We start from the raw sequence: 25,908 nt of genomic DNA, 5'->3' as shown, positions 1-25,908 counted from the left end.
CTCTCAGGCCACAAACTCGGGGGGATCAAACGCGGTAATCGGCGGGAGTACTTCTTTCCAAAGCTCAATTTCTACCCGGCAGCTTTGGGCGCTGCAACCCTGACCCAGGCGCGAAGAGCCCCGATCCTCGGTCAATACATTCGGATTGCCGTGTTTATCTAAAGAGCCCGGCGTGGAGGGATCCATCGGGTCATACCAGGCTCCGGTCGAGATCTGAACCACTCCCGGCAGGATCTGGTTACTGATGTGAACGCCAGCCAGAATGGCACCCCGGCCATTAAAGACCTTTACCACTTCCCCTTCCTGGATCCCGCGTTTGCGCGCATCAGCCGGGTGCATCCACAGCGGCTCGCGCCCCTGAATTTTAGTGGCCCGGCTGACGCTGCCGTGGTCATACTGGCTGTGCAGTCGGGTGCGTGGCTGGCTGGAAAGCAGGTGCAAAGGCCACTGCCTGGCCTGCTGTTGCTGATAAGCGGCCTCTTCTTCATCCCAGAAGGGAAAGCCGGGGCACTCCCGATAGCCGAAACCGGCCACGGTGTCTGAATAAAGCTCAATTTTTCCCGACGGGGTGGAAAGCGGGAACTGTTGCGGATCTGCGCGGAAATCGGCCAGAAAAACTTGTGGCTTAGCGGGCGGCGTGAACTCCAGTTTTCCCTTCTCCCAGAAGGTGTCAAAAGAGGGAAGCTCTACGCCGTCTTCCTGCGCTCTATCCCGTGATGATTCATACAGATGCGGCAACCAGTCGGCGGCGGTCCGCCCTTCGCTGAAGGCGTCGTAAAAGCCCAATTTTTTCGCGAGCGCACAGAAAATGGTGTAATCATCCTGCGCTTCCGCGAGGGCCGGGATCTGCTGGCGCATGGCAATCATAAAGCCGTCATGGCTGCCGCTGCCGATATCGTTGCGTTCAAGAGAAGTCGTCACCGGCAACACAATGTCGGAAAACTTCGCCTGCGCCGTCCAGTACTGCTCGTGGGCAACGATGGTTTCTGGTCGACGCCAGGCTTCAACCAGGCGGTTGAGATCCTGATGATGATGGAAAGCGTTGCCGCCAGCCCAATAGACGAGGCGAATATCGGGGTAGTGACAGAGCTTGCCATCAAATTCATATTCACCGCCGGGATGTAACAACATGTCCGACAGGCGAGCCACGGGAATAGCCGTTTTTATCTTGTTCTCTCCTGCGGGAAGGCGAGGCCCGGAAAAAGGCACGCGCGCAGCACCTGCAAGATTGGTGCAGGCATAGCCGAAAGCCAAACCTCCACCAGGCGTGCCTATCTGGCCAAGAAGAGAAGTCAGCGCCACGGTTGCCCAGTACGCCTGTTCTCCCTGGCGAGCACGCTGAATGGACCAGGAAATATTGATCATCGTGCGCTTGCCCGCCATGGTACGTGCGAGCGTTAAGATTTGTTCGGCATCAATGCCGGTGATATCTGCCGCCCAGTCAGCGGTTTTAGGCACGCCGTCGTGCTCGCCGAAAAGATAGCGGCGCAGCTGTTCGAAGCCAACGGTATGGCTATGGATAAAGGCTGCATCGTGCAGAGACTCTGCAATCAATGTATGGCAAAGCGCCAGCAGCAGTGCGGTATCGGTGCCAGGGCGGATCGCCAGCCAGCGGGCGCTTTCTACGGCGCTGAGATCGTTTTGTACCGGGCTGATGTTCACGAACTGCACGCCATTTTGCGCCAGACGCTCAAGCCAGTGCTTCAGCATGTGGTCGTTTGCGCCGCCGCTGTTAACCTGAGCATTTCTAAGCGGTAGCCCGCCGATGGCCACAAACATTTCGCAATGTTCTGCCAGCACGGAGAAATGGGTGTGTTGTTTATGCAGCGGGCTTAACGGGCCAAGAATATGCGGCAGGATCCGTTCTCCGGCCGCGCTGCTGTAGGTATTGGTACTGGCGGTGTAGCCGCCAAAGCCTTTAAGAAAACGGTGCAGCTGGCTTTGGGCATGGTGAAAGCGCCCGGCGCTGGCCCAGCCGTAAGAGCCGCCAAAAATCGCTTCGTTGCCACATCGCTCCTGCACCGAGCGGAGATCGCGTGCCAGCAAATCCAACGCCTGCTCCCAGCTCACCTCGACAAAAGGCTCTTTCCCTCTGCCTTCGCGTGAGGCCGGGCCATTTTGCAGATAGCCGAGGCGAACTGCCGGGCGACGAATCCGGGTATTCCCGGTGACGGCATCCGCCAGAGACTGGCCGATGCGGGAGGGGTTTTTGTCCCACGAGACGGGAGAAATGGCGGCGATACGATCGCCCTCGGTGGTGACCTGGTAGGTTCCCCAGTGCATTACCGCCAGCTGATGTTCCGCTTTCATGCTTATACCATGCGTTTTCAATAGGGCTAATGCGGCATCATACGGGGAGGTGGGCGCAAAGAGGAAATTCATCCAGCGATGAAAAATAAGGCAAATTGGTCGAACTTTAGCGAATACTGTTTCATTTAAATAAGTCGACAGGATTTATAATTAACTGGAAAGAATATATCGTCGTTTAATTTTATTTTAAGGGGTTTTGTTTTCTCTCTAAAAATAATTAACCCATGTATTTAGTGTTGTTGAATTATTTTCTTGTTGTCTGTTTTACATGTGTTTTTTTCATGTTTGTTTACTTCATTCTAAAGTGACTTAAAGACATGGCTGTGAAAGTATAAGATATATCTATTTTTTATTTTGGCTTGATAATGCTTGTTGTCATGCTGTCGCTTAATGGTCTTTTTTTGCCGGAGGCCAGGGCGCTCGCGACATTTATTGTCTCAAATAAGTGTAGCGGAATAAGCCCTTGCTGCCAGGCTGAAACCCGGATCATCAGGCGTAAGTGTGAATAATAACTACAGGATAACTATAGCAATGAAGGGTAAAAAAAGACTTCTGTCTGCCGCCGTAGGCCTGGTGTCGCTGGCATCAGGTGCTGCTTTCGCCGCAGACACGCTCTCATTACAGGGGAAAACAATCGGGGTTGCCGTCGTGGGAACCCAGCACTTTTGGGATCGCGAAGCCTATAAGGGCGCTACCGAAGAAGTGGAAAAGCTGGGCGGCAAGGTTATCGGCGTGGATGGTGGCAGGGATAACCAGGTTCATGCCAATAACCACGATATTCTGCTGTCCCGGAAGGTAGATGCCGTAATCAGTATTTTGGGCGACAGTGCCGTTGAGCCTAAATTTAAAGCATTGCGCGACGCGGGTATTCCGGTCTTTACCGTTGACCATGTTTCTCAGTATTCCGTGAATAACACGACGTCTGACAACTACACTTTGGGTTCAACCATTGGCCGTTATATGGCTGATGCGCTTGGCGGCAAAGGTAATGTTGCGGTATTTAACGCATTCTCTAATTCATTACGTATTTGCGGCATACGTTATGACCAATGGAAATATGTCCTGAAGGACTACCCGGATATTAAAATTATTCAACCGGAGCTGGCAGAACAATTTGCTAACTCGCCGGAGGATGCTCGTAAGAAAACCCTCGAGTTACTTAGCCAGTATCCGAAAGGCAAGCTGGATGCTATCCATGTAGCCTGCTGGGACCAGCCGGCTATCGGTATCGTGCAGGCGCTGGAAGAGACCGGACGTGATAAAGATGTGAAGGTCACCGCCATCGACGCCGGCCCGGAAACGCTGGAAATCATGGCGGAAAAAGACAGTCCGCTGGTGGCCAACGTTGCTCAGCAGCCTCACCTGATTGGCCAGACGTCTGCCGAAAACGTGGCTCGCTACTTCGCAGGCCAGAAGCTACCAATTCAGACCTTTATCCCGGTTATCCCGGTGAAAGGCCCGGATGAAGCTAAAGCCGTGTACAAAAAACTGGGTTACGGTGAGCTGAAGTAGTGGACGCGGCAAAAACGCAGCGCGGCCTGGTGATGGACCGCATCAGTAAACGATTTGCCAATGTGACCGCGTTAAACGCGGTCACGCTGACGATCGGCCCCGGTGAAATTCACGGGCTTATCGGTGAAAACGGCGCGGGCAAATCCACCTTAATTAAAATTCTTGCCGGGGTTTACCAGGCCGATGGCGGCGCGGCCACGCTCGACGGCATCCCGCTTCCGCTGGGTAAGCCCGCGGCGATTGAGGCCCAGGGAATACGCGTTATTCATCAGGAACTTAATCTAATCCCACATTTTACCGTTGCCGAGTCGGTGTTTCTGGGGCAGGAATATCGCCGTGCCGGTGGGCTGTTGGACAGCAGGCGTATGCGACAGGCGACGAGAGATTTTTTCCTCCGTACCTGGCAACTGGATATCAACCCCGACCGCCTGATCCGGCAACTGAGTCTGGCCGAACGCAAGCTCGTGCAAATCGCCAGGGCGCTGATTGACGGCGCGGCAAAGCTGGTGGTCTTCGACGAACCTACGGCGCCGCTCGAAGCTCACGAAGCGAGCCTGGTGTCTGACGCTATCCTGCGTCTCAAGGAGCAGGGCATCGCGATTCTGTACATCTCCCATTACCTCAACGAAATTGCCGCGCTGTGCGATGCGGGCACCGTGCTGCGCAACGGGGAAGTGGTGGGCTACCCGGATCGCGAAGTGCTGCAGAATACCGATGCCGTCATTCATATGATGGTCGGCAGAGAAATTGACCGACTTTATACCCCTCGTCAGCACGAGGCTGATACCACGGCTGGAGAAACACCGCTGCTTGCCGTGCGTTCGCTGTCTGACGGGCAGCAGCTACAGGACATCAGCTTTGAAATCCGTAAAGGTGAAATTGTCGGTCTGGCAGGGCTGCTGGGCGCGGGAAGGGACGTGCTGGTGGATACACTTTACGGACTGAACACGGCGAAAAAGGGCGAGATTGTCATAGAAGGGCGCTCCCGCCGTATTCGCTCCCCGCGGCAGGCTATCCGGGCCGGTATGGCGCTTGTACCTCGCGATCGCCGTCATCAGGGGCTGATCCTGCCGTTTTCGGCCACCGATAACATCAACCTTGCGTCGCTGCCGGACACGGCAACGTTTGGCTGGGAACACCGTTCCCGGGCGCTGCAAAAAGCCCTGGACTGGATTGCGCGGCTGAGTATTCGTCCTGCACTCCCGGCGCTGCCAGTACGCTTTATGAGTGGTGGAAATCAGCAAAAGGTGATTCTTGCCCGCTGGCTGGGGACTGACGCCCGCTTGTTTATTCTTGATGAGCCCACGCTCGGCGTCGATATCGGCGCACGCAGCGATATCTATCAGCGCACCCGACAGCTTGCCGAGCAGGGGCGTTCGGTGCTGGTTTCTTCCAGCGACGCGACCGAACTGCTGGGCCTGTGCGACCGCATTCTGGTGATGTGGCGCGGGGAAATGGTGGCGAACTTGCCCACTCAGGGACTGACCCTTGACGCGCTACTGGCAACGATTAACGGTGGGCAGGAGCATGCAGCATGATGATTGAAATTCGCCGTTTTGGGACAGGTCGCTCCGTTGCGTTGTTTGAAAAATTTCCGCTGCTGCTGTTTGTTGGCCTGTTTGTCTGGCTAAGCATTCAATCGCCGTGGTTCCTTAGCTGGCAGAACATCAGCCTGATGTTGGTGCAAAGCGTGCCGCTGGCGATCCTGAGCTTTGGCCTTGTCTGCGTGATTGCTGCCGGGGGAGATGACGTCGTTTCCGGCGGGATCGATCTTTCGCTCCCGGCCATCGCCGTGTTCGGCGTGGCGCTGTTAAGCCTGGGCATGAGCGAATGGCTGACGCCGTGGCCGCTGCTCTTACTGCTGGTGGCGGCGCTGAGTCTGCTGTGCGGGGGCATCAACGCGCTGTTGGTACTGGTTACCGGACTGCCACCGCTGTTGGCAACGCTCTCAACCTCGGTGGCCTTTACCGGCCTGACCGATCTGCTGACCGGGCAGCGCCGGATTAGCGTCAGCGACCCGCTGATGGTGGCGTTTCGCGACGGCAGCATGCTGGGCATTCCTTATGTGCTGATTTATCTGCTGCTGGTCTTCGTAGGCTTCCAGCTTTTGCTGCATCACACCCGCTTTGGCCAGCACTTGCAGGCGACGGGGGGCAGCAAAGACATGGCGCAGATGTCCGGGCTTAACGTGCGCCGTCTTATCCTCGCGTCCTGGCTTATTGCCGCCGTTGCGGCCGGGCTGGCGGTCTTCCCGCTGCTGGCGCAGGGGTCGGGCAGTTCCAGCGGAACCGCTACGCCTTTACTGATGGAGACGGTGCTGGCGACCTTCCTGGGCGCAGCCTTCTCCCGTCGCCGCGTGGTTACCGTTTGGGGGGCGCTTCTGGGGGCTATCCTGGTCAACGCCTTGTCTAACGGTCTTGGATTACTGGGGGTTAATATCTTCTGGGTCGGTGCCATTAAAGGCGGACTGATTCTTGTGGTGCTGGCGGCTTCTGCCCTGCAGCAGAAAGGGGGCAATAAATAATGAAAGTTTTTTCTGCTCTGGCGGCAACGCGTCCGGCCGGTGAGTCCGGGAGAAAACCGCTGGCCTGGCTGTCACGTGCGGGCTTTGTGCTGGTCACGCTGTTTTTCATTGTCCTGTTTAGCTGGTCAAACCCCGTTTTCCTGACGCTGGATAACTGGAGCAATTTGCTTCAGGGCAGCGCCATTCTGTTGATTGTGGCGCTGGCGATGACGCTGATTGTCAGCGCCGGGGCGATCGATCTCTCCGTCGGCGTGGCTATCGACTTTGGCGCCATGCTGGCTTTAATTGCGCTCAAAACCTGGCAGCTTCCCTGGCAGGTGGCTGTGCTGTGCGCCCTGTTGGGCGGCGTGGTGATAGGCCTGGTCAACGCTTTTCTTATCCTCGCCTGCCGCATTAAACCGTTTTTGGCGACGCTAGGTACCTGGTTTATTGCCAGCAGCGCCGAGCGTATTTACACCGACGGCGGCGGGGCGATTTCCTGGCGGCGCATGGCCCCGGAATATCACGATTTAGCGGTGGGCAATGTTGGAGGGATCCCCACGCCGGTGCTTATCGTGCTCGTGGTCTGGCTGGTCGCCTGGCTGCTGACCGAACGGACGCTGTTTGGTAAGTGGGTGCGTGCGATTGGGCAAAACAGTGAAGCGGCGCGTATAGCCGGGATAGCCGATAAGCGAACCCTGTTCTGGGTGCTGATTGCCGCTTCGGCAATGTGTGCCGTGGGCGGCATTATTCTGTCTGCCAACCTGCGCCAGTTTACGCCGCTCGCCGGGCAGTCTTACCTGATGGATGCCATTGCCGCCGTGTTTATCGGCACCGCTTTTCAGCGTCAGGGGCGCGTGAGCATGGGGGGGACGCTTGGCGGCGTGCTGTTCCTCGCGATTATTGATAACGGGCTTAACCTGATGGGGCTGAACTACCTGGTGAAAGAGGCGCTGGTGGGCGTGATCCTGGTGGTGGCGCTGGCCGTTTCATTCTGGCAGGCGCGACTGCGCCAGCAGCACCAGTGAGGGCGTTATGAGCAAATTTGACGCTGTTTTTGTGGGCCTGACCATCCTGGATATTGCGGGGCGCCCTGTAGTGGGCATCCCCTCCGGCGGCGGCGTGCAGTTTATTGAGCAAATTCGCCTCAACCCGGCGGGAACTGCCGCCGGGGCTTTAGTGAATGCCGCCAAACTGGGCATTCGCACGTCAACCGTGGCCTGCCTGGGCGAGGACGAAAAAGCCGAGTTTATTCTGGGCAGCTACCACCGGCTGGGGATTGACTGTTCGCTGATCCAGCGGACGTTGCAAAAAGAGACATCGGCGACGATTTTGCCCATTCGCCCAAACGGTGAGAGACCTGCACTGCACTGCCGGGGCGCATCCGATGAGTTGTTCGTCGCTGAGGCTGATTTCGGTCGGGTACTGAATACGCGCTATCTGCACCACGGCGGCACCGGGCTGCTTGCGGCCATGGATGGCGGCCAGAGCGCTCGTTTACTGGCCGCGGCGAAAGCGTGGGGCGTCATCACCAGCTTTGATTTAATTGCACCGGATAGCAATACGCTGGCGCTCTTACGTCCGCTGCTGCCTTATGTGGATTATTTTATGCCTGCGCTCGAAGAAGCCGCATTTATCTCCGGGCGACAGGCGCCCGCAGAGATTGCCGATTTCTTCCTGGCGCTGGGTGCGAAATGCTGCATTTTTAAAGACAGCGTGCGAGGCTCCTGGCTATTCAGCCCCGAGAAAACCCGTCACTTCCCGGCCTATAACGTGATTGCCAGCGACACAACCGGTTGCGGAGACAGCTATTGCGGCGGGTTCATCGCCGCTCTGGCCAGAGGGCTGTCGGAAGACGAAGCCTGCCGGGTTGCTTCCGCAACTGCCGCGCTTGTGGCGACAGGATTAGGCTCTGATGCGGGCGTGGTGAACTGGGAACACTTGCAGGATTTTATGGCGACGACGCCGTTGCTGGCATAAAAAAACGGCCCCGAAGGGCCGTTTTTTCTCTTAGCGCCAGGCGTACAGCAGCGGCTCACCAGCCACAAACCGCTGAAGATCGGCGGCAATCATCGCGGTGTGTTTCTGAATACTTTCTCGGGTTGCCCCGGCGATGTGCGGCGTAATGATGACGTTATCCAGCTCGCTGATAAACGGATGGTCACGCCACAGCGGCTCCTGGTGGTAGACATCCAGCGCCGCGCCACCGAGCGGCCCGTGGCGCAAGGCTTCGATGAGATCGGCTTCCACCACCACGGAGGCGCGGGACGTATTGATCAGCTTCGCGCCCGGTTTCATGCTTTGCAGCAGGGACGCGTTGACCAGACCATCGCTGTGCGGCCCGCTGCTCAAATGCAGGCTGACAATATCTGACTCGCGGAACAGCGCGTCGAGCGTGGTTTTATGCAGCCCCGGCTCGTCGATATCCTCGGCGGCGACAAACGGATCCACCACCAAAATATTCATCCCGAAAGCGCGGGCAATGCGCGCCACGCGGCGGCCAATATTGCCGTAGCCAATCAAACCCAGTGTTTTATTGCGCAGCTCGCCGCCCTTGAACACTTCATAAGGGCTTTCCGGGCTGACGTCCCAGACCACATCTTTGCGCAGGCCGGACTGGGTTTGCTGTTCGCTTTGGCTTTCGCGGGTAAATGCGCCGCGCTTCAGGGCGGCATGGGACTGTGGAATATGACGCATCAGGCCGAGCATCAGGCCCAGCGTGAGTTCGGCGGCGGCATCGGCGTTGCGTCCTGGCGTATAAAGCACGGTGATATTGCGGGCCCGAGCCGCCTGAACATCAATATTCACCGGATTGGCGCGAGTACAGGCAATCACTTTCAGCTTAGGACAGCTGTGGATCACCTCGGCGGTGATGTCGTCATAGCTGGTGACAATCACCTCGGCATCGTGGGCGAGGTCGATAATCTGTGCGGTCTGAAGCTTGGGTTTACCGATGGCCCAACCATCGACAACCAGCTCACCCAGTTGGCTAAACGGTTCAAGGCTGCCCGCATACTCGGCGGTAAAGACGATTTTCATTGTGCATTATCCTGAGAAAGACGTTGTAAAGCCTGGTGCCTGGCCTGCCACACCGGCTGGAGCTGTTCACGCAGCAGGCGGAACACCGGGAACAGCGCCCGGTAGGCGGCATGGGCCTCGGGCTGAGGCTGATAGCGGGTTTGTTCGATAGCCGGATAGTGTTCCAGCGCGCCTACGCTGCGGGCGGCCAGCAGCGCCGCGCCTCTGGCGCTTAGCTCATTAAAGTGGCTGGCAATGACGGTGCGCCCGGTACAGTCGGCGATAATTTGCAGCCAGGTGGCGGAAGCTGCGCCGCCGCCGGTGAGGTAAAGACTGCCCTCACTGGCATAGCCCGTGAGTGAATCCACAATCGCATAGGCCAGCCCTTCAAAAACGGCGCGCTGGAGCGCCGCGCGGGACGTGTGCTGGTCGATGCCAAAGAACCCTGCCCGGGCTGTGGGGCTGTAAAACGGCGCGCGCTCGCCGTTCAGATAAGGCTGCCAGAAAACGCCCCCGCTGCCCGGCGGAATAGCGGCAATCTCTTTTTCCAGCGCAACCAGGTCCGGCGTCAGCGAAATGTGCTGTTGCAGCCAGTCGATATTTGGTGTCCCGGCCTGCATTGGAAACAGGTTAATAAAACTGCCCTGTTCGGTATGGGTGACAAAGCGGGTGCCGCTGCTGACGGTCTCGCGCCCGTGGCACACCACGCCGGTGCAGCAGGTGGTGCCGAGAATGGTATAAATATCCCCGTCATGAATAGCCCCGCAGCCTAGCGCCGCGCTGCACACATCGAGTGCGCCTGCAGCAACTGGCGTCGCTGGCGGCAGGCCGCAAAGCAGGGCGGCGGCTTCACTCAAGCTACCAGCCTGGGCGTCGGGGTGAAGCAGGGGCGGAAAACGTGTTTTCAGATCGTCGATGCCCAGAGCCTGAAGGGCGAAATCGGAAATCTCCCCGGTCAACTGATTCAGCAGCGAAGCGCTGGTGTCGGTTAATTCAAGGGCGGCAACCTGTGTAAGCCGAAAGCGAATCCAGTCTTTAGCAAAGAAGATATAGTCGGCGGCGGCCAGGCGTTCCGGCTGATTTCGCTTGAGCCAGCAGAGCTGCAGGCTGGTGTTACAGGGCTGGAGCTGAGAGCCGGTTTCATCGAACAGGGCTTTGTCGAGGCCAGGCGACTGCAGCAGTTCGTCCATCAGCGCCCGGCTGCGGGTGTCGCTCCAGAGAATACCCGGGCCCACGGGATCGCCGTTTTTGTCGCTCAGCCAGACGCCTTCCCCCTGGCCCGCCAGGCCGATGGCCTTGAGTTTGCCCTGCTGTAATGCCGGGCTGTCGGCCACTTGCCGCAGCGTGCGCACGACGGACTGCCAGAGCTTCTCCATATCCTGTTCGGCGTAGCCCTGTGGGGAAAGCGTGGGAGAAGTGTTTTCCGCAGCGCTGGCGACGGCATGGAAATTACTGTCAAACAGCACGGCTTTGACCCGCGACGTGCCGATATCAATACCCAGGAAATATTCCATACCTTAAACCTCACGCTAGCGAACAGACACAGGAAGATAACGATTAATCGCGCTCGTACAGGCGGCGCTGCATTTCGCATTCGAACAGGAATTCAAGCCCTTCAAGCTGACGACGTGCTTCGGCGACGTCTTTGCCCCAGCAGGTCAGGCCGTGGCCACGCAGCAGGAAACCGTATTTCAGGGGAGCCTGTTCGGCATGCCGTTCAATGCGTTTTGCCAGCGCATCGATGTCCTGATCGTTATCGAAGATAGCAATTGGCACCGTGTCGAGGTGCGTCTGCTGGCCGGTCAGGGTTTTTTGCATTTCATAGCCGCTGATGTTCAACGCCGGGCCTTTTTCAATCCGCGACAGCACGGTGGCATTCACGGTGTGGACGTGCAGCACGACGTTTGCTTCCGGGAAAAGGCGATAAACCAGCGTGTGCAGTCCGGTTTCGGCGGAGGGTTTACGCCCCGACGGCGCCTGATTCGTGGCAATGTCTACCTGCAGGAAATCCTCGCTGGTCAGGCTGCCTTTGTCGCGCCCGGATTCGCTCAGCCAGCACCACTCGGCATCCTGGCGAATGGACATATTGCCGCCGGTCGCCGGAGCCCAGCCTTTAGCGCCAATCCAATGACAGGTGCTGACCAACTGCGAGAGCCTTTCTTGCCACATACGTTATTCCTCAATGCTTTTTAGTTTAACTGTCTAGCCGTCTAAATGGCTGTTTGCATGATGCTATCATTGTGTGAACACTCGGGCAACACTTGCCGGGTGATAAGATATATCGAGCCAATCAGCGGTTTTACACCGAATTTTCTTCTGTGATCGGGCGGATTCGCTTTACGGCAAAACGTCGCTTTGCACAAATGAGTTTTGTTATGTTATAACGTAACAAAATCACAGTAAGACGATGTGCAATATGACGGTCACTCCAATGTTATGCCCCAAAATGCTGCCTGATATTCAGTCACTCAGAAGCCACGATTTCGACATGGCCCTGTCCTGGGTTGGCATGGAACAAATCGACCTTCCGGTGGAGGTCGCGGGGCGCCCGCTGACGGCGAAAGTCAACGCCGGGATCAATCTTCTCCGTTCCCCGGAAGCGGAAAAGGGCATTCATATGTCCCGGATCTATCTGCTGCTGGACGAGCTAACCCAGGGCGAAATTACGCCGGCGGTACTGCGCCGTTTACTGGGAGAATTTTTGGTTTCGCACCAGCGCAGCAGCGACCGCGCCAGCGTGGAAATCACCGGCGAACTGCTGCTGTCCCGCAAATCTTTAACCTCAAACCACTTTGGCTGGAAGGCTTACCCCATCCGCATCCTGGCGGAGCGTGGGGAAAGTTTTGCCGTCACGCTTCGGGTGGGGATCCCGTATTCATCTACCTGTCCGGCCTCGGCGGCGCTGAGTCGCAATCTCGCGCAGCAGCAGTTTCAGCGGGACTTTGGCTCGCGAAAGGAGGGGGTGTCCGTCGAAGAAATGCTGGCCTGGCTGGGCGAGAAGGGCATGCCGGGCACGCCCCACAGCCAGAGAAGCTGGGCGTGGGTTAGCTGCCAGCTGAAGCCGGATGTTGCTACGTTGCCTTTCGAGGAACTTATCGACCGCTGCGAGGCTGCGCTTGGCACGGCGGTGCAAACGGTGGTTAAGCGTAGCGACGAGCAGGCCTTCGCCCTGGCCAATGGCCAAAATTTGATGTTTTGCGAAGACGCCGCTCGCCGCCTGAACAAGGCGATGCAGGACGCGCCTTTTAGCACCGCTTTTAGCCTTCGCGTTGAGCATCAGGAAAGCCTCCATGCGCACAACGCGGTGGCCCGTATTCACTGGACAGGAAATCACCATGCTGCGTAAAAACCCTTCAGGCCATCTGCCACAGGTCTCTCCCAAAGCGTACATCGATCCCACGGCGGTGATTTGTGGCCGGGTCATTATTCATGACTATGTTTATGTCGGGCCTTACGCGGTGATCCGCGCCGATGAGCTGAACGCCGAAGGCGACATGGATCCTATCGTGATCCATTCCCATTCGAATATTCAGGATGGCGTGGTTATTCACTCGAAAAGCGGGGCGCCGGTGACCATTGGCAGCGGTACGTCGATTGCGCACCGGGCGATTGTGCACGGCCCTTGCCGGGTCGACGAGCGGGTGTTTATCGGCTTTAACAGCGTACTTTTTAACTGCCACGTACAAACCGGCTGCGTCATTCGCTACAACGCGGTGGTTGATGGGGTGACACTGCCGAAACAAACGTATATTCCGTCCACCGAGCGCGTGGGGCCTGACTCTGATTTAAGCCACTATTCACGGGTTGACCCCGCTTCGGTGCAGTTTTCTGAAGAGGTGGCCAACACCAACGTCAAGCTGGTGGAAGGTTACCAACTGCTGCGCAACGAGTTCTGAGCATGCCTTTTTCCCCCGGAGAACCAGCAGCCGAGTTAAGCGTTTCCCTGCGGGCGATTGCCCGTCCGCAGGGCGCAGCCTGGCCGGTGGCGATTAATTTTCACCTGACAAAAGGTGAGCGGCTCAGCGTGATTGGGCCAAACGGCAGCGGCAAAACGTCGCTGCTGCGGGCGCTGAGCCAGGAACTAAAGGCCGAGGGGGAAATAACGCTGGCGGGCCGCCCCTTAAATAAGCTCAACCCGCAGCTGCGGGCGAAGCTCGTGGCGGTCATGTCGCAAAACGATCTCCCCGATTTGCGTCTCTCCATTGAGGATTATGTCGCGTTAGGCCGGCTCCCGTTTGCCCGTGATATGCCGGAGCCAGAACATCGCTGCATTGTGTGTGGGGCGATGAAAGAGGTTGGTGTGCTCGGGATGCGGCATAAATCGCTGGCCTGTCTGTCCGGCGGGGAAAGGCAGCGGGCAATTCTGGCGCGAACGCTGGCGCAAACCTCCCGGTTGCTGTTACTGGATGAGCCGACTAATCATCTGGACCTGGCGGCACGGGAAGAACTGTTAGCGCTGGTGAAAGCTCGCGGCACAACGGTTATCGCCGTCCTGCACGATCTCAACTTAATCGAAGGGTTTGCGGACAAGGTCCTTATTTTGTCGGCGGGGCGACAGCAGGCTTTTAACGTGCCCGACGCCGCGCTGAATACCGAAACACTTCGCCCCATTTTCGGCCTCGACAGCTTTACCGTTGACCATCCAGGCCAGCAAGGCAGACGAGTCCGTTTTTTTGAACCTTCGCGCCCACGGTAAATTTTCAGGGATCGCTATGATGTTAAAAATCGCTACCGGCTTCTGGCTGGCCTTTACCTCCTTTACTGCCTTTGCCTCCGGTTTCCCGGTGACCATTGAGAGCTGCGGTAAACCCATTGTCTTTACCGCAGCACCAAAGCGGGCGGTAATCAACGACCTGAACATGTCGGAGATGGCTTTTGCTCTGGATTTACAGCCGCAGATTGTGGGTCTGATCGGCATCTCCGGCTGGTACAAAATGACGCCCGAATTTAAGCGACAAATGGGGACGATCCCTGAGCTTGCGCCCAAATACCCCTCGCTTGAAACGCTGCTGGCCGCCGAGCCAGATTTCTTTTTCGCGGGCTGGAATTACGGCATGAAAGTGGGGGGCGACGTTACACCTCAAAGTCTTGCCAAATACGGCATCAAAACCTTTGTGCTCAGCGAAAGCTGCGCGATTTCCGGGGAAAGCAAAACCAAGGCGACCCTGGATCTGCTTTATAACGATGAGCTTACGCTTGGCAAAATTTTTGGTAAGGCGGAGGTTGCTCAGAAGCTGGTTGACGGCTGGAGAGCGCGGCTGGCGGCCCTCCCCAAAGCACTACCGGGCGCAAGGCCACTGAAAGTCTTTGTGTATGACTCCGGGGAAGACAAACCGTTTACCAGCGGAAAATACGCCATGCCGCAGGCCATTATCGAGGCCGCTGGCGGTAAAAACGCCATGGAAGGGCTGGACACCAGCTGGGGGACAACCTCCTGGGAAAATGTTGCGTCGGCCGAGCCGGATGTCATCATTCTGCTGGATTACCAGACCGGCGGGGGCGCTGATTCGCTCCGCCAGTTCCTTGAGCGCCACCCGCTGATGAAGCTCACCCCGGCGGTGAAACAGCATCGATATCTAAAACTGCAGTACGCCGAGTTGACGCCCGGCCCGGCAAATATCGCCGCGGTTGAGAAGCTCGCTCGCGTTCTGTTCGCGGCACAGTGAGGGTTTTAGCCTGGCGTTACCGCCGGGCCGCATGCCTGGCGGGGTTTCTCGTCATATTGTTTGCGGTGCTTAGCTTAACGGAAGGCTCGGTCCGGCTCAGCCTGAATCAGGTGGTAAACGCGCTGCAACCGACGGCAACGGACATTTCACCGATGATTCGTGGGATCGTGCTGGACATCCGGCTGCCCAGAACGCTTCTCGCCCTGATGACCGGCGCGGGGCTGGCGGTGGTGGGCACGCTGCTGCAAACGGCCACGCGCAATGAGCTGGCGGACCCTTTTTTGTTCGGGCTTTCTTCGGGCGCGTCTGCCGGAGCGGTGCTGGTTTTTACCCGCTTCGGCGACTTCTTCGGCGTCTGGACGCTACCGGCGGCCGCTTTTGGCGGCGGGCTGCTTTCTTCGGTTGCGGTGCTGTCTTTATTCCAGCTCAAACGCGAACGGGGTGCCGAAACGCTGATTATTTGCGGGCTGGCGATCTCTTTCTTGTTCGGGGCGTTAACCAGCTACCTGATATTCGCCGGTGACCAGCGTACGGCCAGCTCGGTTTTATTCTGGTCGCTCGGCGGCCTGGGGTTGGCGCGATGGGATAACCTGGGATTTGCGCTGGGCGGTTTGCTGCTGCTGGCCACATTTTGCCTGTTGAGATGGCGATCGCTGGATGGATTGCTCGCGGGGGATCGCACCGCATTTTCGCTGGGCATTAACGTGACCCGCCTGCGCACCGAAATTTTTCTTTGCTGCGCTTTTTCGACCGCCATTTTTGTATCGCTGACCGGCGTGATTGGCTTTGTCGGGCTGATGGTGCCGCATCTTTGCCGCCATTTTTCCGCCATTAAGCACGCCAGGCTGCTGCCTTTGTGTGCCCTTGTCGGGGCCTGTTTGTTGTGCGGCGGCGATTTGGTCAGCCGGGTGCTGGTTGCGCCGCAGGAGCTGCCCATCGGCATTATTACCGCCGGAATTGGCGGGCTGTTTATTGTTGTGATGGTTGCCCGACGCTAGCGCAGCCTTTTTAAGCCGGAGAAAACGACTAATGAAACCTCTGTTACTGACCAACGCGCTGATGATGAATGAGGATCGGCGTTACCAGGGCGATCTGCTCATTGTGGACGGGCGAATTGAAAAAATAGCCGCTGCGATCCCGGCTCGTACCACGTGGAATGTGCGCGATCTTGCCGGGAAGTGGCTGCTGCCGGGCATGATAGACGATCAGGTACATTTTCGTGAACCGGGGTTGATGCATAAGGGCACGATTGCCAGCGAGTCACGCGCGGCGGTGATGGGCGGGATCACCAGCTATATGGAAATGCCCAACGTTTCGCCGCCAACCACCACCAGACTGGCGCTGGAAGGTAAATTTCAACGAGCCGCCGAGTGTTCGCTGGCCAATTACAGTTTCTATTTCGGTGCCACCAACGACAATCTGGAAGAACTTAAGGCGCTGCCAGCCGATGCCGCCTGCGGCGTAAAAGTGTTTATGGGTGCCTCCACCGGCAACATGCTGGTGGATGACGAACGCATTCTGGAGGCTATTTTCCAGCATGCGCCGGGGCTGGTGGCCACGCATTGCGAAGATACGCCGACTATCAAACGTAATGAGGCGCTGTGGCGAGAGCGATATGGGGAGCAGATCCCGGCCGCAGAACACGCAGCTATTCGCTCGGTTGAGGCCTGCCTGCTTTCATCTTCCCGGGCGGTCGCGCTGGCGAAAAAGCACGGCACGCGGCTGCATGTGCTGCATATCACCACGGCCGATGAGCTGGCGTTGTTTGAGCCCGCGCCCACGCTTGAAGCCTTACGCAGAAAAACGATCACGGCGGAAGCCTGTATCCATCACCTCTATTTTAATCAGGATGATTACGCGGCGCTGGGGCACAGGCTGAAGTGCAACCCGTCGGTGAAGGGCCAGGAACACCAGCGGGCGCTATGGCAGGCAGTTAAGACTGGCGTGATTGATATTATTGCGACCGACCATGCGCCGCACTTGCTGGCGGAAAAGCAGCATGATTATTTCTCGGCTCCGTCGGGATTGCCGCTGGTGCAGCACGCGCTGCCCGCGCTGCTGGATATGTGTGCCAGAGGGATTTTCACGCCTGAACTTATCGTCAGAAAAACCAGCCACGCGGTAGCCGAACGTTTTCAGATTAAGGATCGCGGCTATATCCGGGAAGGTTACTGGGCCGATCTGGCGGTGATCAACCCCTGGAAACGCGCCAGCATTGAGGGCAGTAATGTTGCCTACAAATGCGGCTGGTCACCCTTCGAAGGGCACACCTTGCAGGGCGGCGTGGTTGAAAGCACGCTGGTGAACGGGCACCTCGTCTGGGACGGCGAGTCAGTTGCCGAGGGGATTTACGGCCAGGCGCTGGCGTTTAACCGCTAGCGTTCGCGAGGTTTGAACAAATCTTCGATGTAGTGCATCAGCTCGGACATTTGTTGCAGGATATTGGCGCTGTCCACAATCAGCGCTCCCCAGAGGACAATCAGCGCAGCAACCATGCCTGCGGCTGAATAGTAAAACAGTTTCATCACAGCATCATATTGGCAGGAATTTGCCTCATTATAGCGAGACATGGCGGCCTGTCAGTAAATGATGGGCAGATGCCGGCGACATCTGCCCGGGAAAATTAGCGGGCGTAGCGAGGCGCTGGCTGCCCTACGCCTGCCGCATCAAACATCGCCTGCGCCGTAGTGGCGTAGGTTTCCCACAGGCTGAGATCGTGCAATGGCGGGATGGTGACAGCTTCCCCGCTGTCCAGTCCGGCCAGGGCGGAATCCACCAAATCATCCACTTTCATGACCGCACCTTCAGGCAATGAGTCCACCGACACGCCCGCACGATCCCAAATTTCGGTTGCTGTAGCCGCGGGCAGCACCGCCTGAATACGAATGCCGGTGCCGGCAGCTTCGGCCTGCAGAACTTTCGTCAGGTTCAATACATAGCCCTTTGTGCCGCTGTATACCGCGCTGCCCACCCAGCTCTGTACTGCCAGAATCGACGAGATATTGATCAGCGTGCCGCTGTTCTTTTGCTGGAAATTAAGCAGGGCGGCATGGCTCAGGCGAGTTAACGCCGTGATGTTCAGCGTGATAAGCGCCTGATGTTGTTCCACGCTGGCGGCGGTAAACGCTGCGCTGTGGGCGGTGCCCGCGTTGTTAACCAGCACGCTGATGCGCGGATCTTTCAGGGCCTCCTCAACGGCGGCAATGTCCTGGTCGTTAACCAGATCGGCTTTTAGCGTAGTCACGGTTATGCCGTGGCGGGCTTCAAGCTTCGCGGCCAGATCGCGCAGGCGATCTTCGCGCCGGGCAACCAGCAGCAGATCAAAACCTCGGGCCGCAAAACGATCGGCATAAACCGCACCAATACCGGAAGATGCGCCGGTAATGACCGCAATAGAACGAGAGTTAGCCATAAAACACCTCACATGAAGGAGAGTAACGTTAATGTGGTTTCATAATGAAACTTTGAGGTAAATGTAGATTTGTTGGTTTTATTATGCAACCAATATGAGGGATGTTTTTTCGTTATGCGCAGGAATTGCTAAAGGGAATATTAATAAGCACCTGAATAACAGATGCTTATTGGTCAGGAGGAGGAACGTGCCTGAGTGATTATTTCGTCCGGTTTTAGCTCACGACCATCTTCGGCCTGTAAGGTTAGCTTGCGGATAGGACGATGCTGCTGGCTGTCGACGAGGACGCTGCGTGTCTCATCTTTGGCGTAGAGGTTTTCGCAGCCCCACTGTGAGAGGGCTGCTAAAACGGTCTGCAGCGCCCGGCCTTTTTCCGTCAGCACGTACTCGTGCCAGGCGCTGCCGTCCGATGCCGGGCGAAGCTCAAAAATACCGTTATCGACGAGCTGTTTCAGGCGAACGGTCAGCATATTTTTGGCGATGCCGAGGTTTTTTTGGAACTCACCGAAGCGAGACATGCCGTTCAGCGCATCGCGCACGATCAGCAACGACCACCAGTCGCCGATCACGTCCAGCGTGCGGGCAACCGAACAGACGCTGTCTTCAAGGCTCTTACGTTTCATCATTCCTCCGATGGGTTTGCCGGGTTCTATTATAAAACTTTTTGTATGAGAGGCTGAGCGGTAATTTCAATGATACCAGGCGGCCAGCGTACGGCGCAGGCTGTCTATCAGACGCTGTTTCCATTCCACGGTGGAGGTCCGGTACTGCAAAAACAGGCTACCAATAGCCTGGTCGCCGGACAGCGGCAGCGTAAAAAGCTGGGCTTTGTTATTCAGGGTATCAAACCATGGGGCCGGCACGATAGCCATCAGCGGGGCATTGCGCAGGGCGGGAGCGAGCTGTCCGTAGTCGCTACAGGTAAAGGCCAGGCGGCGTTCGAGCCCGGCACGTGCCTGCTGGCGATCGAGCTCGTTAATGCCCTGTGGCCAGGGGTGACAATAGAAATGATCAAACTGCGGCAGTTCGTCAAAGGTCAGAGTTTCACGCCCGTTAAGTCTGGAGGACAGTGGTTCGCCGAAAACAGCAATCAGGCGCGTGCTGCCTACGCGCTCATAATGCAGGGCACTGACGCGTTTTTGATGATCGCCAATCGCAATCAACAAATCTATTCGTCCCTCCAGCAGCTCATCACGCCACGCACGCCGTTCAAACGTCAGGCATTCAATAATGGCCCCAGCCTGATGCCCTTTGCGGGCGAGTTCCGGCGTGAGCAACACATTCAGCGCCGGGGGCAGAACCAGACGAAATCGGCGCTCCTCCGCATGCTCTTCGCCAAATAATTCTTCATTCAGGGACACGAAGAGCGGGATCAGGCGTTCTTTAATACCGAGTGCGAAAGATGTGGGCACCTGGGCATTGCCTTCCCGACGAAAAAGCGGATCGCCCAGGGCATCACGCAGGCGGGCGAGAGCATGGCTGACGGCGGACGGGCTAAGCGCCAGCTTTTGCGCCGTTCGGCTGGTCGAGCCGGTGGTTAACATCACGTACAGCACCTTCAGCAGATTCATGTCTAATTGCAGGATATTCACGCCATCATTTCTCAATTGCATCGGACTAAATTGCCCGGCAGTATACTGCGCCTCCTGACCAAAAGGAGCCACCTGTGAACCGTTATAGTCTGTTATTTACCTGCATGATTTCAGTCTTCTCTGCCGGCAGTTCTGCGGCATTAAATCCAACCCAACCGCTGTCTGCCGCGCCGCCTTATTCGCTTTTTGAAGGCTGGGCCAAACCGGTCAAACCGTTCCGTATGGCAGCGAACGTCTGGTATGTCGGCACCGAAAATCTCTCGTCCATTTTGATTACCACGCCTGAGGGGCATATTCTCGTCGACGGTGCGCTGGACGCAAGCGCCAGCGGCATCAAAGAGAACATTGCTTCTCTGGGTTTTGATATTCGCGACGTGCGGTTCATCCTCAACAGCCATGCCCGGCTCGATCAGGCCGGGGGCATTGCCAAACTGAAAAAGTGGAGCGGGGCAAAGCTGGTTGCCAGCAGGGAGAATGCTGACCAAATGGCGCGGGGAGGCAAAGAGGATTTTGCGCTGGGAGACGCGCTGCCCTTTCCACCGGTCACCACGGATAAAATCATTCATGACCACGAGACGCTAAAGCTGGGTGGCGTAACCGCGACAGCGCTGCTGACACCGGGGCATCTGCCGGGCAGCACGTCATGGCTGTTTGCGCTGCCAGGTGGGTACACGCTTATTTACGCCGACAGTCTCGCCACGCCGGACTATTATCTGGTGGCGAACAAGAATTACCCGACGCTGGTGAACGACATCCGCCACAGTTTTGCCACGCTCGCGGCACAAAAAGCGGACATTTTTGTGGCGAACAAAGGGGAACGCTTTGGTCTGGCGGAGAAACAGGCCCGGCTTGCCGCCGGAGATAGCAACGCCTTTATCGACAGAGACGGGTTACAACGCTATGTGGATCTCTCTCGCCAGCGCTTTGAAGCGCAGCTGAAACAACAAACGGAATAATAGGGCTTTTTGCGATCCGCCAGGCAGGTCAGCTGTCATTTTTCTGTCACAATATATTCTTCACATTTTATTAATCACTCCCTGAGGAATAAGTAATGAAGAAAAAAATTGTTGCCTCATTGCTGGCCGCCGCCTGTCTTGCCCCAGGCCTGGCGAAAGCGGACACCGTGCCGGACGGCTACCAGCTGCAGCAGGTTTTGCTGATGAGCCGTCATAACCTGCGCGCGCCGCTGGCCAACAACGGCAGCGTGCTTGAGCAGTCTACCGCGCAGGCATGGCCGGAGTGGGATGTGCCTGGCGGGCAGCTCACCACCAAAGGCGGGGTGCTGGAAGTCTATATGGGGCATTACATGCGTGAATGGCTGGCGAGCCAGAATCTGGTAACCAGCGGCGAATGCCCGGCGCCGGAAAGCGTTTATGCCTATGCCAACAGCCTTCAGCGCACCGTCGCTACCGCGCAATTCTTCATTACCGGGGCTTTCCCTGGCTGCGATGTGCCGGTACATCACCAGGAAAAAATGGGCACCATGGACCCGGTGTTCAACCCGGTGATCACCAACGACTCGCCGGAGTTTAAAGCCAAAGCCGTTCAGGCGATGGAAAAACAGCGCACTGAATACAAGCTGGCCGACAGCTATAAACTGCTGGAGCACATTGTCGGCTATAAAAACTCGCCAACCTGCAAAGAGAAGCAGCTATGTGAGCTGAACGGGCCAAAAGACGTCTTTAGCGCCAATGCAACTCAGGAGCCGGGCGTTAACGGTTCCCTGAAGGTGGGCAATGCCCTGGTCGATGCGTTCACGCTGCAATATTACGAAGGTTTCCCGATGGACCAGGTCGCGTGGGGAAAAATCAAAACGGCGGAACAGTGGCGCGTGCTTTCCCAGCTCAAAAATAGCTATCAGGACACGCTGTTTACTTCCCCGGAAGTGGCCCGCAACGTCGCGGCTCCGCTGGTGAAATACATTCAGAACGCGTTAACGTCCAAAGCAGCCGCTTCAGGGCCGAAAGTGACGCTGATGGTGGGGCATGATTCGAACATTGCGTCGCTGCTGACCGCGCTGCAGTTCAAGCCTTATCAGCTGCCGGGGCAGTATGAGCGTACCCCGATTGGCGGCAATATTCTGTTCCAGCGCTGGCATGATAAGACCAACAACCGCGACCTGCTGAAAGTGGAATACGTTTACCAGAGCGCCGACCAGCTGCGCAATGGCGATGTGTTAACCCTGAAGCACCCGCCAAAACGTGTGACGCTGGAGCTGGAAGGCTGCCCGACGGACACCAGCGGCTACTGCTCATGGGATAAGTTTAGCGAAGTGCTGAATGAAGCCGTGAAGTAAGAAGAGGCTGCCCCCGAAAGGGGGCAGCAGAAGGATTAAACGTTTTTGCGCTCGATGGTCTGTTCGCCCCAGAAGAGCGAGTCCTTATCGGTTTTAGCAAAGGCGAGCGGCAGGACTTCATCGCTCCCTTCTTCCCAAATTTTTTCGGCCAGCTTTTCGTCATACTTCGCCAGCTCAAAAATGGCTTCTGCAATTTCTGGTGAGGTGTTGCGAAGACTCGCCCACTCGCCAACGTGGTGGGCTTTTGCCTGAGATGTGGTCATCACTCCTCCGTTAACCTTTCAGTTTAACCGCCAGGCCTGCGACGTGCTCTCCCTGATAGCGGGCGATCGCCAGTTCTTCCTGACTTGGCTGGCGTGAGCCGTCGCCGCCGGCAATGGTTGTTGCGCCGTAAGGCGTGCCGCCGCGAACCTGAGAAACATCAAACAGCTCCTGTGCCGCATAGCCGATAGGCACAATCACCATCCCGTGGTGGGCGAGCGTGGTCCAGGTGGAGGTGATGGTCTGCTCCTGGCCGCCGCCGGTGCCGGTAGAGCTGAATACGCTGCCCAGTTTGCCGTAAAGCGCGCCGGAAGCCCAAAGGCCGCCCGTTTGATCGAGGAAGGTGCGCATCTGGCCGGCCATATTGCCGAAGCGGGTAGGGGTACCGAAGATGATAGCGTCGTAGTCGGCCAGCTCCTGCGGCGTAGCGACCGGCGCGGTATGGGTTTTGCCCCCGGCTTTAGCAAAGACTTCCGGGGACATGGTTTCGGGCACGCGCTTTATCGTCACTTCCGCCCCATCGACTTTCTGTGCACCTTCCGCCACGGCTTTAGCCATAGTTTCGATGTGTCCATACATTGAATAATAAAGCACCAGTACTTTAGCCATCTTGCTTCACTCCTCAGTTGAACTGCAGTTTTACTGCACTCCTTTAAAGATATGACCTGTGGCGCAGAGTGCAAACCTGAATGGCCTTTCCTTGATACATCACAAGCGCAGATGAAATTTTGACCCTGTAGCATTAGCTAACATTTTACTGGCTGTTTTTTGACCATGTAGAAGAGGGGCTTATCGCGCCGCAGTGGAAGGATAAAAAGATAAGCTCACCGGCATGTTTCTGGATATGTCTGAACAGAAGCCCGACCGCGCCGGTGCACTAAGCTTAGAGCCACGCGGAAACGTTGGCGGCAGGCCCGCCTGGCCGCGTGGCAAAAGCGTTCTCTTTTATTGAATGCAATATGATGTCCTAAATCCGGAGGTTAGAAATGGCAAACCATCGTGGTGGTTCAGGTAATTTCGCTGAAGACCGTGAAAGAGCATCAGAAGCAGGTCGTAAAGGTGGCCAGCACAGCGGCGGTAACTTTAAAAACGATCCGCAGCGCGCCTCAGAAGCTGGTCAAAAAGGGGGTAAAAACAGCCACGGCAGCAAAAATAAATAGCCGTGACTTTGTGAAGCGCAGGGCGAATTAACGCTTGCGCCGAAATACCCCGACCGCCGGTTAGCCGGCGGTTTTCTATTTTCCCATTGCAACAAAATGTGACTGGAAGCACTATAGCACATCGACTTTCACCCTGATTTTTCCGGTCTCCCTCATGTCTGCGCCATTAAGCCGTTATAAATTCTCCGTTAAGCCGCAGGAAGCGCTGCTTATCCTCATCACCATGTTCTGGGGCGGCACATTCCTGGCGGTGCAGTACGCCATGACGATGAGCGACCCGTTTTTCTTTGTTGGTCTGCGCTTCGCCACCGCCGCCATTGCCGTCGGGCTGCTGTCGCTGAAATCTCTGCGCGGGTTAACCTGGCTGGAAATCAAAGCGGGGGGGCTGATCGGCGTGGCGATTGCCATCGGCTACAGCATGCAGACCTGGGGACTCCAGACAATTCCCAGCAGCAAATCCGCCTTTATTACCGCGATGTACGTGCCCGTTGTGCCGCTCCTACAGTGGATTTGCCTTGGCCGTATGCCGGGGCTGATGTCCTGGATTGGCGTCGTGCTGGCCTTTGTTGGCCTGATTTTTCTTGCCGGGCCGGAAGGCACCAGCCTCTCGCTGGGGGCCGGGGAAATCATTACGCTTATCGGTGCCGTGGCGATTGCCGCTGAGATAATCCTGATCAGCGCCTGGGCGGGGAAAGTGGATATCAAACGTGTGACTGTAGTACAGCTGGCCACGGCTTCGCTGGTGTCGTTTGCAGCGATGGTCCCTGCCGGGGAAAGCGTGCCGCATTTCAGCCCTGGGCTGGTGATGATTGCCCTGGGGCTTGGGATTTTCAGCGCCATCATTCAGGTGACGATGAACTGGGCGCAGCGCAGCGTGTCGCCGACACGAGCCACGGTAATTTATACCGGCGAGCCGGTTTGGGCGGGGATCTTTGGCCGCATGGCGGGCGAGCGCCTCCCGCTGCTTGCGCTGGTTGGCGGGGCGTTGATCGTCCTCGGGGTGCTGGTTAGCGAACTGAAGCTCAAGCGCAAGAAAGCGGCAAACGCGAAGCGCGACTGGCAGGAAGATACCGAAGGCGAGGGCGTCTGAGCTATACTTCAGGCCAGCGAAAAAAAGGAGAACTCGCATGGCCGCCACCGACATCAAAACCCCTGGACGCCGATCGAAAGCCGTCGCCGCCAAAAAACAGGCCATTCTTGACGCTGCGCTGGCGTTTTTTTCGCAATATGGCATCCACGGCACCAGCCTTGAGCAGGTTGCCGAGCGGGCCGAAGTGTCAAAAACTAACCTGCTTTATTACTACCCTTCCAAAGAAGCGCTCTACATCGCAGTGCTGAAGCAGATCCTGGATATCTGGCTGGCGCCGCTGCGTGCCTTTCGGGAAGATTTGCAGCCGCTGGTGGCGATTGGGGAATACATTCGCCTCAAGCTTGAAGTTTCAAGGGATTATCCGCAGGCGTCGAAGCTGTTTTGCCTGGAGATGCTGCAGGGTGCGCCTTTGCTGAAAGGCGAGCTGACGGGCGACCTGAAGGCCCTGGTGGATGACAAATCGGCGATCGTTGCGGGTTGGGTAGCCAGCGGTAAACTTGCTGCCGTTGACCCGCATCACCTTATTTTTATGCTTTGGGCCACGACCCAGCACTACGCGGATTTTGCCAGCCAGGTTGAGGCCGTTACCGGCAATACGCTGCAGGATGAAGACTTTTTCCGCCGCACGGTGGAAAACGTGCAGCGGATGATTATTGAGGGGATTCGGGTGCGCTAATCGCGCTTACTTAGGGGGCAGGACGCAGCTTACGTCGCCCTCTTCGCACTCCAGCGTGCCCTTCAGCAGCTCGGTACGTTCCAGCGTTTTATCCGCCAGGCAGTTGGCACGTACCATCGGGTAGACCGAACCTTGTTCCGCGCCAGAACTCATAAAATCACAGTCCGCATCGCGGAAGGCAATCCACGCGTTCTGCGCCTTTTTAAGCAGTTCTTTTTGCTTGTCGGTTGCCCGGGACATCACTTCTTTATAGGTTTTATTCAGCCGCTCGTCCTGCTTTTTATACTCTGCGGCATAGCACTGGTTCATATCGGCCTGGGTGGCGGCGGAATCACAGCCATCGGCCAGGGCGGCCCCGCTCAGCAGCAGCCCGCCAACAAGTAAACACACGCGTTTCATTCTGGTGTCCTCA

Annotated in this window: 27 protein-coding genes; 16 read left to right on the top strand and 11 right to left on the bottom strand. The window is 57.1% G+C overall.

What is annotated here, in order from left to right:
* Window positions 1–3: 3 nt before the first annotated feature.
* The gene (locus WFK85_RS01770) at window positions 4–2,310 is read right to left on the bottom strand and encodes a molybdopterin-dependent oxidoreductase (protein ID WP_336709663.1); all 2,307 of its coding nucleotides are present in this window, start codon (window positions 2,308–2,310) and stop codon (window positions 4–6) included.
* 531 nt (window positions 2,311–2,841) lie between these two features.
* Between WFK85_RS01770 and WFK85_RS01765 the strand changes: the two genes are divergently transcribed.
* From WFK85_RS01765 to WFK85_RS01745, 5 genes are read left to right on the top strand one after another with little or no spacing between them, the layout of a single operon-like run.
* Entirely contained in the window at window positions 2,842–3,822 is a 981-nt protein-coding gene (locus tag WFK85_RS01765; RefSeq protein WP_039291649.1) for a sugar ABC transporter substrate-binding protein, read from the top strand.
* Between the two features lie 32 nt (window positions 3,823–3,854).
* Complete coding sequence (locus tag WFK85_RS01760; RefSeq protein WP_336709683.1) at window positions 3,855–5,360, top strand: sugar ABC transporter ATP-binding protein; 1,506 nt, start codon at window positions 3,855–3,857, stop codon at window positions 5,358–5,360.
* Window positions 5,357–6,346 (top strand): ABC transporter permease subunit, encoded by a 990-nt coding sequence (locus tag WFK85_RS01755; RefSeq protein WP_166993664.1) that lies wholly within the window; start codon window positions 5,357–5,359, stop codon window positions 6,344–6,346. The genes WFK85_RS01760 and WFK85_RS01755 overlap by 4 nt, the downstream gene beginning before the upstream one ends.
* Window positions 6,346–7,353: an ABC transporter permease gene (locus WFK85_RS01750; protein WP_336709664.1), complete on the top strand. Its 1,008-nt coding sequence runs from the start codon at window positions 6,346–6,348 to the stop codon at window positions 7,351–7,353. Before WFK85_RS01755 ends, WFK85_RS01750 begins: the two co-directional genes overlap by 1 nt.
* 7 nt (window positions 7,354–7,360) lie before the next feature.
* Entirely contained in the window at window positions 7,361–8,305 is a 945-nt protein-coding gene (locus WFK85_RS01745; protein ID WP_336709666.1) for a carbohydrate kinase family protein, read from the top strand.
* 30 nt (window positions 8,306–8,335) lie between these two features.
* Here WFK85_RS01745 and WFK85_RS01740 read toward each other — a convergent pair whose 3' ends face one another.
* From WFK85_RS01740 to WFK85_RS01730, 3 genes are read right to left on the bottom strand one after another with little or no spacing between them, the layout of a single operon-like run.
* Window positions 8,336–9,364 carry an NAD(P)-dependent oxidoreductase gene (locus tag WFK85_RS01740; protein WP_336709667.1) on the bottom strand — a complete coding sequence of 343 codons (1,029 nt, stop codon included), beginning with the start codon at window positions 9,362–9,364 and terminating at the stop codon, window positions 8,336–8,338.
* Window positions 9,361–10,857: an FGGY-family carbohydrate kinase gene (locus WFK85_RS01735; RefSeq protein ID WP_336709668.1), complete on the bottom strand. Its 1,497-nt coding sequence runs from the start codon at window positions 10,855–10,857 to the stop codon at window positions 9,361–9,363. Before WFK85_RS01735 ends, WFK85_RS01740 begins: the two co-directional genes overlap by 4 nt.
* Window positions 10,858–10,900: 43 nt before the next feature.
* Entirely contained in the window at window positions 10,901–11,512 is a 612-nt protein-coding gene (locus WFK85_RS01730; protein ID WP_166993674.1) for a methylthioribulose 1-phosphate dehydratase, read from the bottom strand.
* A 247-nt stretch (window positions 11,513–11,759) separates the two neighbouring features.
* Here WFK85_RS01730 and folE2 point away from each other — a divergent pair, with 247 nt between their 5' ends.
* The 6 genes from folE2 to WFK85_RS01700 are packed head-to-tail and all read left to right on the top strand — an operon-like array spanning window position 11,760 to window position 17,388.
* Window positions 11,760–12,689, top strand: a complete 930-nt coding sequence (folE2, locus tag WFK85_RS01725; protein WP_336709670.1) for a GTP cyclohydrolase FolE2 — start codon at window positions 11,760–11,762, stop codon at window positions 12,687–12,689.
* The gene (locus WFK85_RS01720) at window positions 12,679–13,239 is read left to right on the top strand and encodes a carbonate dehydratase (protein ID WP_008455674.1); all 561 of its coding nucleotides are present in this window, start codon (window positions 12,679–12,681) and stop codon (window positions 13,237–13,239) included. The genes folE2 and WFK85_RS01720 overlap by 11 nt, the downstream gene beginning before the upstream one ends.
* A 2-nt stretch (window positions 13,240–13,241) precedes the next feature.
* Window positions 13,242–14,039 carry an ABC transporter ATP-binding protein gene (locus WFK85_RS01715; RefSeq protein ID WP_336709672.1) on the top strand — a complete coding sequence of 266 codons (798 nt, stop codon included), beginning with the start codon at window positions 13,242–13,244 and terminating at the stop codon, window positions 14,037–14,039.
* 19 nt (window positions 14,040–14,058) lie between these two features.
* Window positions 14,059–15,009, top strand: coding sequence for an ABC transporter substrate-binding protein (locus WFK85_RS01710; protein ID WP_336709684.1), 951 nt, complete (start codon window positions 14,059–14,061; stop codon window positions 15,007–15,009).
* 35 nt (window positions 15,010–15,044) lie between these two features.
* On the top strand, window positions 15,045–16,007 hold the full coding sequence (locus tag WFK85_RS01705) for a FecCD family ABC transporter permease (RefSeq protein WP_336709686.1): 963 nt from the start codon (window positions 15,045–15,047) through the stop codon (window positions 16,005–16,007).
* 31 nt (window positions 16,008–16,038) lie between these two features.
* Complete coding sequence (locus WFK85_RS01700) at window positions 16,039–17,388, top strand: dihydroorotase (RefSeq protein WP_336709674.1); 1,350 nt, start codon at window positions 16,039–16,041, stop codon at window positions 17,386–17,388.
* Here WFK85_RS01700 and WFK85_RS01695 read toward each other — a convergent pair.
* The 4 genes from WFK85_RS01695 to WFK85_RS01680 form a co-directional block, all read right to left on the bottom strand.
* Entirely contained in the window at window positions 17,385–17,534 is a 150-nt protein-coding gene (locus tag WFK85_RS01695) for a hypothetical protein (protein WP_157141384.1), read from the bottom strand. The two genes, WFK85_RS01700 and WFK85_RS01695, sit on opposite strands and share 4 nt — an antisense overlap.
* A gap of 98 nt (window positions 17,535–17,632) precedes the next feature.
* On the bottom strand, window positions 17,633–18,421 hold the full coding sequence (locus WFK85_RS01690) for an SDR family NAD(P)-dependent oxidoreductase (RefSeq protein WP_166993686.1): 789 nt from the start codon (window positions 18,419–18,421) through the stop codon (window positions 17,633–17,635).
* Window positions 18,422–18,594: 173 nt separating this feature from the next.
* Window positions 18,595–19,044, bottom strand: coding sequence for a winged helix-turn-helix transcriptional regulator (locus tag WFK85_RS01685; RefSeq protein ID WP_008455662.1), 450 nt, complete (start codon window positions 19,042–19,044; stop codon window positions 18,595–18,597).
* Between the two features lie 66 nt (window positions 19,045–19,110).
* On the bottom strand, window positions 19,111–20,013 hold the full coding sequence (locus tag WFK85_RS01680) for a LysR family transcriptional regulator (RefSeq protein ID WP_336709688.1): 903 nt from the start codon (window positions 20,011–20,013) through the stop codon (window positions 19,111–19,113).
* Between the two features lie 74 nt (window positions 20,014–20,087).
* Between WFK85_RS01680 and WFK85_RS01675 the strand changes: the two genes are divergently transcribed.
* Together WFK85_RS01675 and agp are read left to right on the top strand one after the other, a co-directional pair.
* The gene (locus tag WFK85_RS01675) at window positions 20,088–20,969 is read left to right on the top strand and encodes an HARLDQ motif MBL-fold protein (protein ID WP_336709677.1); all 882 of its coding nucleotides are present in this window, start codon (window positions 20,088–20,090) and stop codon (window positions 20,967–20,969) included.
* Window positions 20,970–21,064: 95 nt separating this feature from the next.
* The gene (gene agp / locus WFK85_RS01670) at window positions 21,065–22,309 is read left to right on the top strand and encodes a bifunctional glucose-1-phosphatase/inositol phosphatase (RefSeq protein ID WP_336709678.1); all 1,245 of its coding nucleotides are present in this window, start codon (window positions 21,065–21,067) and stop codon (window positions 22,307–22,309) included.
* A 35-nt stretch (window positions 22,310–22,344) separates the two neighbouring features.
* Here the strand turns inward: agp and WFK85_RS01665 are convergent, their stop codons facing one another.
* Window positions 22,345–22,572, bottom strand: a complete 228-nt coding sequence (locus tag WFK85_RS01665; protein WP_008455653.1) for a YccJ family protein — start codon at window positions 22,570–22,572, stop codon at window positions 22,345–22,347.
* 10 nt (window positions 22,573–22,582) lie between these two features.
* A complete protein-coding gene (wrbA, locus tag WFK85_RS01660; protein WP_166993692.1) occupies window positions 22,583–23,179 on the bottom strand; it encodes an NAD(P)H:quinone oxidoreductase in 597 nt (198 codons plus the stop codon).
* A gap of 377 nt (window positions 23,180–23,556) precedes the next feature.
* On the opposite strand from wrbA, the gene WFK85_RS01655 reads away from it, so the two are divergent.
* From WFK85_RS01655 to rutR, 3 genes are all read left to right on the top strand, one after another.
* Window positions 23,557–23,730: a general stress protein gene (locus WFK85_RS01655; protein ID WP_008455651.1), complete on the top strand. Its 174-nt coding sequence runs from the start codon at window positions 23,557–23,559 to the stop codon at window positions 23,728–23,730.
* Window positions 23,731–23,884: 154 nt separating this feature from the next.
* Window positions 23,885–24,820, top strand: coding sequence for a DMT family transporter (locus WFK85_RS01650; RefSeq protein ID WP_008455650.1), 936 nt, complete (start codon window positions 23,885–23,887; stop codon window positions 24,818–24,820).
* A gap of 37 nt (window positions 24,821–24,857) precedes the next feature.
* Window positions 24,858–25,496, top strand: coding sequence for an HTH-type transcriptional regulator RutR (rutR, locus tag WFK85_RS01645; protein ID WP_008455649.1), 639 nt, complete (start codon window positions 24,858–24,860; stop codon window positions 25,494–25,496).
* Between the two features lie 6 nt (window positions 25,497–25,502).
* Here rutR and WFK85_RS01640 read toward each other — a convergent pair whose 3' ends face one another.
* The gene (locus WFK85_RS01640) at window positions 25,503–25,895 is read right to left on the bottom strand and encodes a lysozyme inhibitor LprI family protein (RefSeq protein WP_008455648.1); all 393 of its coding nucleotides are present in this window, start codon (window positions 25,893–25,895) and stop codon (window positions 25,503–25,505) included.
* Between the last annotated feature and the right edge of the window lie 13 nt (window positions 25,896–25,908).

Origin of the sequence: Cedecea sp. VD22 (genome assembly GCF_037150195.1) — a bacterium.
Classification (GTDB): Bacteria; Pseudomonadota; Gammaproteobacteria; order Enterobacterales; family Enterobacteriaceae; genus Cedecea.
This window is presented reverse-complemented; position numbering and strand designations above follow the sequence as displayed.

Bases quoted from the DNA above. Each gene is read 5' to 3' on its own strand.
- WFK85_RS01770 (WP_336709663.1), bottom strand. From the start codon at position 2,310: ATGAAAGCGGAACATCAGCTGGCGGTAATGCACTGGGGAACCTACCAG.
- WFK85_RS01765 (WP_039291649.1), top strand. From the start codon at position 2,842: ATGAAGGGTAAAAAAAGACTTCTGTCTGCCGCCGTAGGCCTGGTGTCG.
- WFK85_RS01760 (WP_336709683.1), top strand. From the start codon at position 3,855: ATGGACCGCATCAGTAAACGATTTGCCAATGTGACCGCGTTAAACGCG.
- WFK85_RS01755 (WP_166993664.1), top strand. From the start codon at position 5,357: ATGATGATTGAAATTCGCCGTTTTGGGACAGGTCGCTCCGTTGCGTTG.
- WFK85_RS01750 (WP_336709664.1), top strand. From the start codon at position 6,346: ATGAAAGTTTTTTCTGCTCTGGCGGCAACGCGTCCGGCCGGTGAGTCC.
- WFK85_RS01745 (WP_336709666.1), top strand. From the start codon at position 7,361: ATGAGCAAATTTGACGCTGTTTTTGTGGGCCTGACCATCCTGGATATT.
- WFK85_RS01740 (WP_336709667.1), bottom strand. From the start codon at position 9,364: ATGAAAATCGTCTTTACCGCCGAGTATGCGGGCAGCCTTGAACCGTTT.
- WFK85_RS01735 (WP_336709668.1), bottom strand. From the start codon at position 10,857: ATGGAATATTTCCTGGGTATTGATATCGGCACGTCGCGGGTCAAAGCC.
- WFK85_RS01730 (WP_166993674.1), bottom strand. From the start codon at position 11,512: ATGTGGCAAGAAAGGCTCTCGCAGTTGGTCAGCACCTGTCATTGGATT.
- folE2 (WP_336709670.1), top strand. From the start codon at position 11,760: ATGACGGTCACTCCAATGTTATGCCCCAAAATGCTGCCTGATATTCAG.
- WFK85_RS01720 (WP_008455674.1), top strand. From the start codon at position 12,679: ATGCTGCGTAAAAACCCTTCAGGCCATCTGCCACAGGTCTCTCCCAAA.
- WFK85_RS01715 (WP_336709672.1), top strand. From the start codon at position 13,242: ATGCCTTTTTCCCCCGGAGAACCAGCAGCCGAGTTAAGCGTTTCCCTG.
- WFK85_RS01710 (WP_336709684.1), top strand. From the start codon at position 14,059: ATGTTAAAAATCGCTACCGGCTTCTGGCTGGCCTTTACCTCCTTTACT.
- WFK85_RS01700 (WP_336709674.1), top strand. From the start codon at position 16,039: ATGAAACCTCTGTTACTGACCAACGCGCTGATGATGAATGAGGATCGG.
- WFK85_RS01695 (WP_157141384.1), bottom strand. From the start codon at position 17,534: ATGAAACTGTTTTACTATTCAGCCGCAGGCATGGTTGCTGCGCTGATT.
- WFK85_RS01690 (WP_166993686.1), bottom strand. From the start codon at position 18,421: ATGGCTAACTCTCGTTCTATTGCGGTCATTACCGGCGCATCTTCCGGT.
- WFK85_RS01685 (WP_008455662.1), bottom strand. From the start codon at position 19,044: ATGAAACGTAAGAGCCTTGAAGACAGCGTCTGTTCGGTTGCCCGCACG.
- agp (WP_336709678.1), top strand. From the start codon at position 21,065: ATGAAGAAAAAAATTGTTGCCTCATTGCTGGCCGCCGCCTGTCTTGCC.
- WFK85_RS01665 (WP_008455653.1), bottom strand. From the start codon at position 22,572: ATGACCACATCTCAGGCAAAAGCCCACCACGTTGGCGAGTGGGCGAGT.
- wrbA (WP_166993692.1), bottom strand. From the start codon at position 23,179: ATGGCTAAAGTACTGGTGCTTTATTATTCAATGTATGGACACATCGAA.
- WFK85_RS01655 (WP_008455651.1), top strand. From the start codon at position 23,557: ATGGCAAACCATCGTGGTGGTTCAGGTAATTTCGCTGAAGACCGTGAA.
- WFK85_RS01650 (WP_008455650.1), top strand. From the start codon at position 23,885: ATGTCTGCGCCATTAAGCCGTTATAAATTCTCCGTTAAGCCGCAGGAA.
- rutR (WP_008455649.1), top strand. From the start codon at position 24,858: ATGGCCGCCACCGACATCAAAACCCCTGGACGCCGATCGAAAGCCGTC.
- WFK85_RS01640 (WP_008455648.1), bottom strand. From the start codon at position 25,895: ATGAAACGCGTGTGTTTACTTGTTGGCGGGCTGCTGCTGAGCGGGGCC.